At 36.6% G+C, this 7,823-nt stretch carries 7 protein-coding genes and 1 pseudogene; 3 read left to right on the plus strand and 5 right to left on the minus strand.

All coding sequences use genetic code 11. From position 1 onward, the window contains the following. Positions 1-2,098 (minus strand): annotated as a pseudogene (locus tag J1905_RS23355) (hypothetical protein); the annotation flags it as partial. Between the two features lie 854 nt (positions 2,099-2,952). On the opposite strand from J1905_RS23355, the gene J1905_RS23360 reads away from it, so the two are divergent. After that, on the plus strand, positions 2,953-3,300 hold the full coding sequence (locus tag J1905_RS23360) for a hypothetical protein (RefSeq protein ID WP_214229607.1): 348 nt from the start codon (positions 2,953-2,955) through the stop codon (positions 3,298-3,300). Between the two features lie 69 nt (positions 3,301-3,369). Here the strand turns inward: J1905_RS23360 and J1905_RS23365 are convergent, their stop codons facing one another. Next, the gene (locus tag J1905_RS23365; protein ID WP_214229608.1) at positions 3,370-3,705 is read right to left on the minus strand and encodes a helix-turn-helix transcriptional regulator; all 336 of its coding nucleotides are present in this window, start codon (positions 3,703-3,705) and stop codon (positions 3,370-3,372) included. A 185-nt stretch (positions 3,706-3,890) separates the two neighbouring features. Here J1905_RS23365 and J1905_RS23870 point away from each other — a divergent pair, with 185 nt between their 5' ends. Both J1905_RS23870 and J1905_RS23375 read left to right on the plus strand, forming a co-directional pair. Next, a complete protein-coding gene (locus J1905_RS23870; RefSeq protein ID WP_350027998.1) occupies positions 3,891-4,004 on the plus strand; it encodes a LuxR C-terminal-related transcriptional regulator in 114 nt (37 codons plus the stop codon). A gap of 144 nt (positions 4,005-4,148) precedes the next feature. Further along, positions 4,149-6,014: a sensor histidine kinase gene (locus J1905_RS23375; protein ID WP_214229610.1), complete on the plus strand. Its 1,866-nt coding sequence runs from the start codon at positions 4,149-4,151 to the stop codon at positions 6,012-6,014. Between the two features lie 50 nt (positions 6,015-6,064). Here the strand turns inward: J1905_RS23375 and J1905_RS23380 are convergent, their stop codons facing one another. The 3 genes from J1905_RS23380 to J1905_RS23390 all read right to left on the minus strand — a co-directional run bounded on the left by J1905_RS23380 (position 6,065) and on the right by J1905_RS23390 (position 7,681). Beyond that, a complete protein-coding gene (locus J1905_RS23380) occupies positions 6,065-6,415 on the minus strand; it encodes a DoxX family protein (protein ID WP_214229611.1) in 351 nt (116 codons plus the stop codon). Positions 6,416-6,492: 77 nt separating this feature from the next. Next, the gene (locus J1905_RS23385; protein WP_214229612.1) at positions 6,493-7,248 is read right to left on the minus strand and encodes an SDR family oxidoreductase; all 756 of its coding nucleotides are present in this window, start codon (positions 7,246-7,248) and stop codon (positions 6,493-6,495) included. 292 nt (positions 7,249-7,540) lie between these two features. After that, positions 7,541-7,681 (minus strand): hypothetical protein, encoded by a 141-nt coding sequence (locus J1905_RS23390; RefSeq protein WP_214229613.1) that lies wholly within the window; start codon positions 7,679-7,681, stop codon positions 7,541-7,543. Between the last annotated feature and the right edge of the window lie 142 nt (positions 7,682-7,823).

Genomic DNA, 7,823 nt, shown 5'->3' on the forward strand with positions numbered 1-7,823 from the left:
CATTGCTGTCTGCATAAGTACCTGTTTTGGTCAGACGCATCTCAGGTGATGGAGGAGTACTAGTAAATACGACATTGGTATTATTTAAAATATTATTACAGGCTACACCTAAACCATTGTTGGCACATTCTACATATGGATCAGTTGGTGGTACAGTGGGTGTTATATTACTTGTCGCATCAGGGTCTGTCACGTCATTAGGCCGTAATATCGTAGCTGTTACCTGTTGATTGCCTGCAACAGTAGTATTGGTAACCAATACAGTAACGTCATAGGTAATCTCACAACCATTAGGGAGATCTAGCTGGGATGAATATGTCCTGGTCGCAGCGTCATAGCTGAGTCCCAGTGCTTCTGTGCCACAACCATTTCCCGAAAATGTAAAAGATTGCGGATTGAAACCTGTTGGTATTACAAAAGTAAAAGGAGCAGCTTCTACATCACTTGGCCCATCATTTTTAACTTTTATGGTATAAGTTATGTTATCACCTGAAACAACTGCTGTTTTATTTGGCGTGATTTCCGATACCTTAAGATCTGCAATTTTTACAACTACGGTAGATGTTATTTCTGCATTGGCTCCCTTAATAAAAGTCCATGTGTCAATTGACTTATTATCACCAAACAGACCTCCGGTTCCGCTACCATTTACACCCCATTTATGCCCATTGCTGTTACTAGAAATACCCGTACTATTACTCGGCGCTAACTGACTGTTATTAATTGGATTAGGTATATCTCCGCTGGTCGGAGCAGAAATACCTGTATCATTCCAATACACAAGATCAGAAACCACATTATTAAGGTTATTATGATCCAAAAGTTCAATTATGGTTCCCAACCTATTATACTCCATATCAAAAAATGGGAAATGGACTTCGGCTCCTTGCAAGGATACTGTTACTTTTGCCGGAACATTTCCTGCAGGTAATGCAGCACCTGTCCCATCTTTACCATACCACAAAACATTATTAACACCCGACGAGGCAAACCCAGTAATTGTACGAGGAACAAATGCTGCAGGGCTCTGGGTACTTTCTATTAAAATTGTAACATTACCTTGTGTTCCTGCCGTGAATCTTATATATCCACCTTTATTACTCACTTGTCCTATCGTTCCATCAACACCCACTAACTTTACATCGGTAACCTCAGGTACAACTACCGTATTCTTAAGCCATGTGTTGCTACCTGGCACTGCTCCACTCGCAGTTGTAGGTAAATCATTTGCTGGTAACGTATAAAACATTTTATGGGTGATCTGCTTTGAATTATCAGCAGTATTAGGATCATGAATTTGCCCACTTAAACCTGAAGTAGTATTTAAGCTTTTGTAAATAGGTTCCTGGGTTGTTTGATTTAAAAACCCGTTGTTATTCACCAAAAAGGTGAAATACATTCCATTGTTTCCGTTATTGTTTACCCGGTAAGTGTATCCGTCCTTTGTTAAAACATGCAGGATACCTTCAAAGCCAGTATTATTTGGGGAAGTAGTTCCATTGGTAAGGTTCAGTACGTTCGTATAAACCCTTCCGGAAATGAAAGCATCATTTGTTGCATTAATTATAGATACATCCCAGGCACGAATACCTGCATCGTTAGCCTCTGTCCAGTTTGCATCAGCATTATAAGAGGTACTAGGGTCACCTGTTCCTCTTGCCACAAATTCTACCCGATAGATCCCTTCTATTGTAACTGTATGATATATTGGCACGTATCGATTATTCCCAGCAGGTTCCCCTACAAACCTTGGACCTGCCAGTTCTGCTGTCCTATTAGATATTTGACCGTTTGAAGTGTTATTTATCACTTGAATACCAGAAGGATTAAATAAGCGAATTCTGGCATTGCCTCCGGTATTTTGTGCACTGGATGCAAGTGTAATAACTTCCCCAACTTTGGCATAAACATAATGGGCTCCATCATTGGCAAACGGCCAATTAGCATTAGCTAATGTGTAAGCTCTTAAATAAGCACGTCTTCCCGCTTTTCCGCTAGGATAAAGGTCTTTCGAACCGTCAGCGTAACTGGATTGAGATGCAAAGAGCAAGCAGATTAGTAAGTAGCCAACATAATAGAATTTAGTAGAGTGTCTCATGTGATGATTTAGTAGAGTATACCTGTTATTATTTTGTTTATATGTTGTCCTATAGGCTTAAAAAAGTGATTTGATATTTTAGAATTCCTTAAACTCTCAGTATTCTGTCTTTATCTTATCTTTTTTAATGTATTAGCCAAAAGGGATCAGATTCTAAATAAAACCTGCAGTCAAATATTTTTCCTGATTAGGCTGAATAGTAAAATTGAAAACCTATGAACAAGATTTATGTCTATAGGTAAATACAGAGCTAAGCACTTCTGAAAGTGCTTAGATTCCTCTGTTACAAAGCATAGTTTTTTAAACTTTGTAGTAGTTGTATTGAGAGATTTAATCATCGTGCGCATTAACTAGATTTATCACAAAACTACTCAATCGCAACACCTTGATTTACAATAGACAATAACCATTAAACAGGTATTAATACACATACAGTGTGTATTAATACCTGTTTAATGGTTATTTTTTAAGTAGTATAACTTGTCGCTACATAAAGATGTAGTGAGTTGTTTTTATAACAAGGCCAATAGAAAAACTGCTTTAATTTCATTGTTTTAAACGATCTTAATTCCTATCGTCAATACCATTATTTTAATAACACCTTTAAAACGCTGAACAATAACGACTTAAAACAAAACAAGCACTATCCATTTGATGGATAGTGGATAGATCAGCACTTGTTACATCAAAAGAGATTTAATTATATTATCTAATTATCTACCGAATGATTTTAATTTATGAATTTTAGTTTCCTGATGTTATCATATCCGCATGCCGATTTCTTGCTGATAGTGATTCTTTTATTAATCGTTTCAATTGCTTTGAGGCGAATAAAAGCCAAACTCGACGATTGTATGAATTACTCTCCTTTTGGGTTTATAAAAAATGGGTTCAATAAAGGTTTTCATCCGTTGGACGAAAAAATTATCCATTCTTTTTTCATGGCAAAAAATGGAAATAATGAGCTTCCAATCTTATCAACTTGGTTAAAACCTGAAAAATGTAGCAGTTTCAAAGTATTTCTGATTAAAGAGATTTTATTTTTTCGACAAGTTGAATGTATCCCAGTTTTGTTAGAATTTATGGAAAAGGAGAAAGATATAGGCGTTTTACGCGAAATTAAAGTGGCTTTGGTTATTTTAAAATACCAAAGAGCCTATGATGATGTATTAACAAATATTACATTTGATATTTCAGCTTAAGTACAAAAACAGACAAAATCACAAAAGACCACTACAAGTAAAAGAATATTGGTTACACGGTAATTCAATTTAGTCGTGATTTAATTTTTTCACTTTTTTAGCAGATTTTTTTTGGCCTTGCATCACCCTATTTTTCTCTTCGAGGTACAATTTATAAGCAGGAAAACCATTTTCGTTTTCCCAGGATGTGGGTTCAAACAAACGTAGAATGTCAATTCTGAATAATTTTGCTATTTCGTAAATTTTCTCCAAATCAGGTTGATTAATATTTCTGCACCACCTGCTAACAGTATTTTTACTGACTTGTAGAAATATTGCCAGGTCTTTTTGTGAGAAATTGAATTCATCCAGTACTATGCTAATTCTATTTAAACGCGGCTTAACTACCATATAAGATTTAACCATTCTATCCAATTAGAAAAAACAAAACATTAAATATGTATTAATTACAAATTAACACCACTCAATAGGCGTTCCAAGTATATCTCAGTCCAACTACATAAAGATGTAGCGTATTTAAAGAGATAATATTCAATTTCCTACTTCTTCGAATAAATCCAGATCCATGGTGAGTATTTTAGGTGGAAAAAGTGCATCTTAGCAAACACATCATTGTTACACATCGACGCAACATGATGTCCAAGATAAATGTCAATTCCATTACTGATTTATTATCGTATGCATTCGAACAGGACCTAATCTAACCATAATCTGAAAAAGATATTTGAAAAACAGATTTCGCCTTTTTCAAACAATTACAATCCTTAACCACACCTATTCCCTGTAATCAACCAAAGCAGAACAGCTAATGGCAATCAACTACCAATGCTCGAAATAAAATGACAAATTTGCAAAGACCTACCATAAAAGCACTAGCCTTTCTCTTAACTGTACGATATCTGAAGCCTATCTACAGCTTACTTCTAATTTTATTTTTTTGTCTTTGCAATAGCTTTGCCAAAGGCCAAATCCAGCAGATTGGTCAGGAGTTACAGGGACTGACCTTTATTAAGGATAGTGTTAGCATGGTCAACAGCTTAAACCGGCTAGGAACACTTTACCGAACCAGAAATGCAGACAGCTGCTTTTATTATGGAATGAAGGCCAAGCGTATGGCAATTAATATACATTATCAGAAAGGGCAGACAGAGGCAGACCATGTGATTGCTTTTGCTTTATTTAAGAGAGGGTTATACGCGCAATCGCTGGAGTTGCTCGGCAAAATATTACCGCAGTATCAGCAGTACAATGATATAGAAAAAATTGTCCGGGTATATTTGGATATGGTTGAAGTTGAGAACAAGGGTATCTCCGACAGGACAAAGATTAAATCGCTATTGCAAAAAGCCATTCAAACCGGGAAAAAGCTAAAAAAGGATAGTATCATGTCCGATGTATATGCGATCTATTATATTCGAAACTCGAGTCTTCCAAAGGACTCCGTTAATTTTTATCTGAACAAATCCAGAGAAATTGCAAGCCGTTATAAAGATGAACGCATGCTGATTTTTAATCAACTGGGGCAGGTACGTTTATTAGATTCAAATGGTCTATCGCAGGCAGCATTACCCCGTGCAAAATACTTATTATCAGATGCGCAGCGTATTGGCAACGCAAATTTGCAGATCAATGCACTCTTCCTAATAACTGGTTTTTATGAAGACAAGCCCAAAATGGCACTTAAGTATCTTTATCAGGCCTATGAAGTGGCAAAGAAAAGTGGAGACAAGAACTTAGAAATCTATATTTTAAATAATGCTTTAGAATCTGCTAACCAACTGGATGACAAAGACGAAATCATTAAAGTCTATCTTGAATTGGAAAAAGCGATGTCAGCAGATTGGGAAAAATCAAAAAAATTTTTCGGGGACTACGTCAGATATAATGATATCCAAAATGATAACAAGTTATTAAGTGAGAAAAATGCACAACGAGCCTTGTGGTTGCTGATTGTTTCAGCTGCCGCAGTAATTGTTGTACTTACCATTTATCTGATCATGCTCCGCCGGAGTAGGAAAGCAAAAGTCCAAATAGAAACCCTCAACAACGTGGCCAATTTGCAGATCATCGCCATGGAGGAAGCTAAACATCAAGCAGTAAGGGAAGAACAACAGCGACTTGGCCAAGACCTCCATGATGGTCTTTCCTCGTCCATTGCCGCAATCAAACATCAATTGGAGGCACTATTTATGGACACCAATGATATTACCTTAAAAAACAAATTAAGTGGGCTACAAAGAGACACAGAGAATGCCTACGTAGCAGCCCGAAATAAAAGCCATGAATGGTTCAGTGCTGCTGATAAACAACAAGAACAGTCTTTTGAAAAGCAGATCAAACTACTTACTGACAATTCTCTCCCAGATAGCCGCTACGATAAAAATATTCACATTGACAATAGCTCATTAATAGGTGTCGACATGGATACAAGAATTGCATTACTCCGTATCATCCAGGAGGCGATCACCAATATTATCAAACATGCCAAGGCTAAAAATGTAGGTATATTAATTTATGAAGAAGAAGATAGCCTTATATTGACTATCAACGATGACGGAATAGGGTTAGATGAAAAAAAATCCGCTAATGAAAAATCAACTATGGGCCTGCAATCCATCCGTCGCCGGGTTCAATCCCTAAATGGTGAAACTAAAATCCATTCAGATTCGAAAGGCACCGAAATATTTGTATCTATCCCATTAGCATCATGGTAATGCATTATTCAACTTATTATATTATGATACAATCATCTCATCAATAAAATTTAAACACTCTTTAAAGGATGTTGTAAATAGACAATAACAAGATTAAGTAACAAAAACGGAAGCTCAATTGCCATGCCTTTCAGGTCTTTATCCAGCAAATGAAAACAAATGATGAGTAAAATTCCTGCTGCCATTAAGAAATTTCCCCACACAAATGTTTCCGGAAATAGAATTAATAAAGCGGCAATGATGGTGATAGCGCCGTTAATCATAAGCCCAGTTCTATTAAAGCCCCATTTACTAAATAAGTCTATCATTTCCGGTTTGCCCGAAAACATGGCATAGCCCTGCTTAATGCCCATGTAAACGGCTACCAGCATCAGTATTCCGTTGATAATTTTAAAAGTCATAGCAAAAAATTATTGTTTTACCTGAAAGTTAAGAAATAACGCCCAATGATTTTAGGATCATTGGGCGTTGTGGTTAATTACCTGGTTGTGTATCCGCCATTGGCGAAAATAGTCTGGCCCGTAATCCACCATCCATCAGTGACTAAAAATTCAACTAAGGGCGCAATGTCTTTAATATCTGTTAATCCACCTAAAGCAGCGGCGGACTTATGATAAGCTACTGCATCATCGTTTTCCTGTCCGTAAAAGAATGGGGTATCCATCGGCCCCGGGGCAACAGCCGTTACAGAAATACCTCTGCTTCCAAATTCTTTAGAGGCTGCCCTGGTAAAATGTTCTACTGGGGCTTTGGCGCCAGCATAAGTAGAGTACAAACCGGTATAAGCCGCCAGTAATGAGGTAACAATCGTACAGATTTTACCATCATCATTTATTTTCCTACCTGCTTCTTGTAAAAAGAAGTAAGCCGATTTAGAGTTTACGGCAAACATGGTATCATATTCTGCCTCCGTTGTTTCTGAAAAAGGCTTTTTTAATACCATACCTACTGTATTGATGGCAATATCAATTCCGCCGAACCTGGCTATCGTTTCCTCAAAAAACTGATTGACATTAGCAACCTGTGTCAGATCGGCCTGGAATAAGAAGGCTTCAGCACCCAATGCCTGTACCGCTGCCAAAGTTTTCTCGCTTTCTGCCTTTGCACTTTCACTGTTATAATGAATAGCCAGTTTTGCACCTTTCTCGGCAAAACTCCTGCTTAATAACCCACCGAGATTTTTACCGCCGCCGGCAATTATAACTACTTTTCCTTTTAAATCGTTTCTTGCCATAATCTGCTATTTTTATGTTGTTATTAGATATTATCTAAAATACCCAGTGTGTAGTAATAATGATGCAGGGCAGAATGCATTATGGCAAAATAATGCTATCAGTATTTAAGAAAATAGCAATAATTAATTATTACTTATAAAATTGAAGGAACAAAAATATACACCTAGCCTCCGCAAGGTTACTAGAAATTATATCCAAAATGCAATCCCGGCTGTCCCAAGAAGAATCTTGACCATCTATTTAAAAAGACCATTCCATAAAAACCTTTGATAATTAAGGGAAACTCCGTATTCACGAATATTGTTTAATATTCCCAGTACCGCAACCTGCATCCAAAATCGTATGACATTCATCATAAGTACCTTTAAGTATCTGGTCTAATAAATAAATATCAATGTTTCCGAAAGTATCCTGAATGTATTGTTTTCTCATCTCTAGCAAAGATAAGACGATAGCTTTCATTTGAAACCACTTCAGATTCAGACAGATAGACTAAAATCATTACTGATCTATTGGAAATTATTTAAGTAACCTTTTATAAAAAAAGGCTACTTAAATTAAGCAGCCTTTTCAA

It is taken from the genome of Pedobacter sp. B4-66, assembly GCF_018492665.1.
In the GTDB taxonomy this organism is placed as follows: Bacteria; Bacteroidota; Bacteroidia; order Sphingobacteriales; family Sphingobacteriaceae; genus Pedobacter.

Excerpts from the sequence above, each read along its gene's own strand:
- J1905_RS23360 (WP_214229607.1), top strand. The coding sequence starts at position 2,953 with ATGAATTACTCTCCTTTTGGGTTTATAAAAAATGGGTTCAATAAAGGT.
- J1905_RS23365 (WP_214229608.1), bottom strand. The coding sequence starts at position 3,705 with ATGGTTAAATCTTATATGGTAGTTAAGCCGCGTTTAAATAGAATTAGC.
- J1905_RS23385 (WP_214229612.1), bottom strand. The coding sequence starts at position 7,248 with ATGGCAAGAAACGATTTAAAAGGAAAAGTAGTTATAATTGCCGGCGGC.
- J1905_RS23390 (WP_214229613.1), bottom strand. The coding sequence starts at position 7,681 with ATGAGAAAACAATACATTCAGGATACTTTCGGAAACATTGATATTTAT.
- J1905_RS23380 (WP_214229611.1), bottom strand. The coding sequence starts at position 6,415 with ATGACTTTTAAAATTATCAACGGAATACTGATGCTGGTAGCCGTTTAC.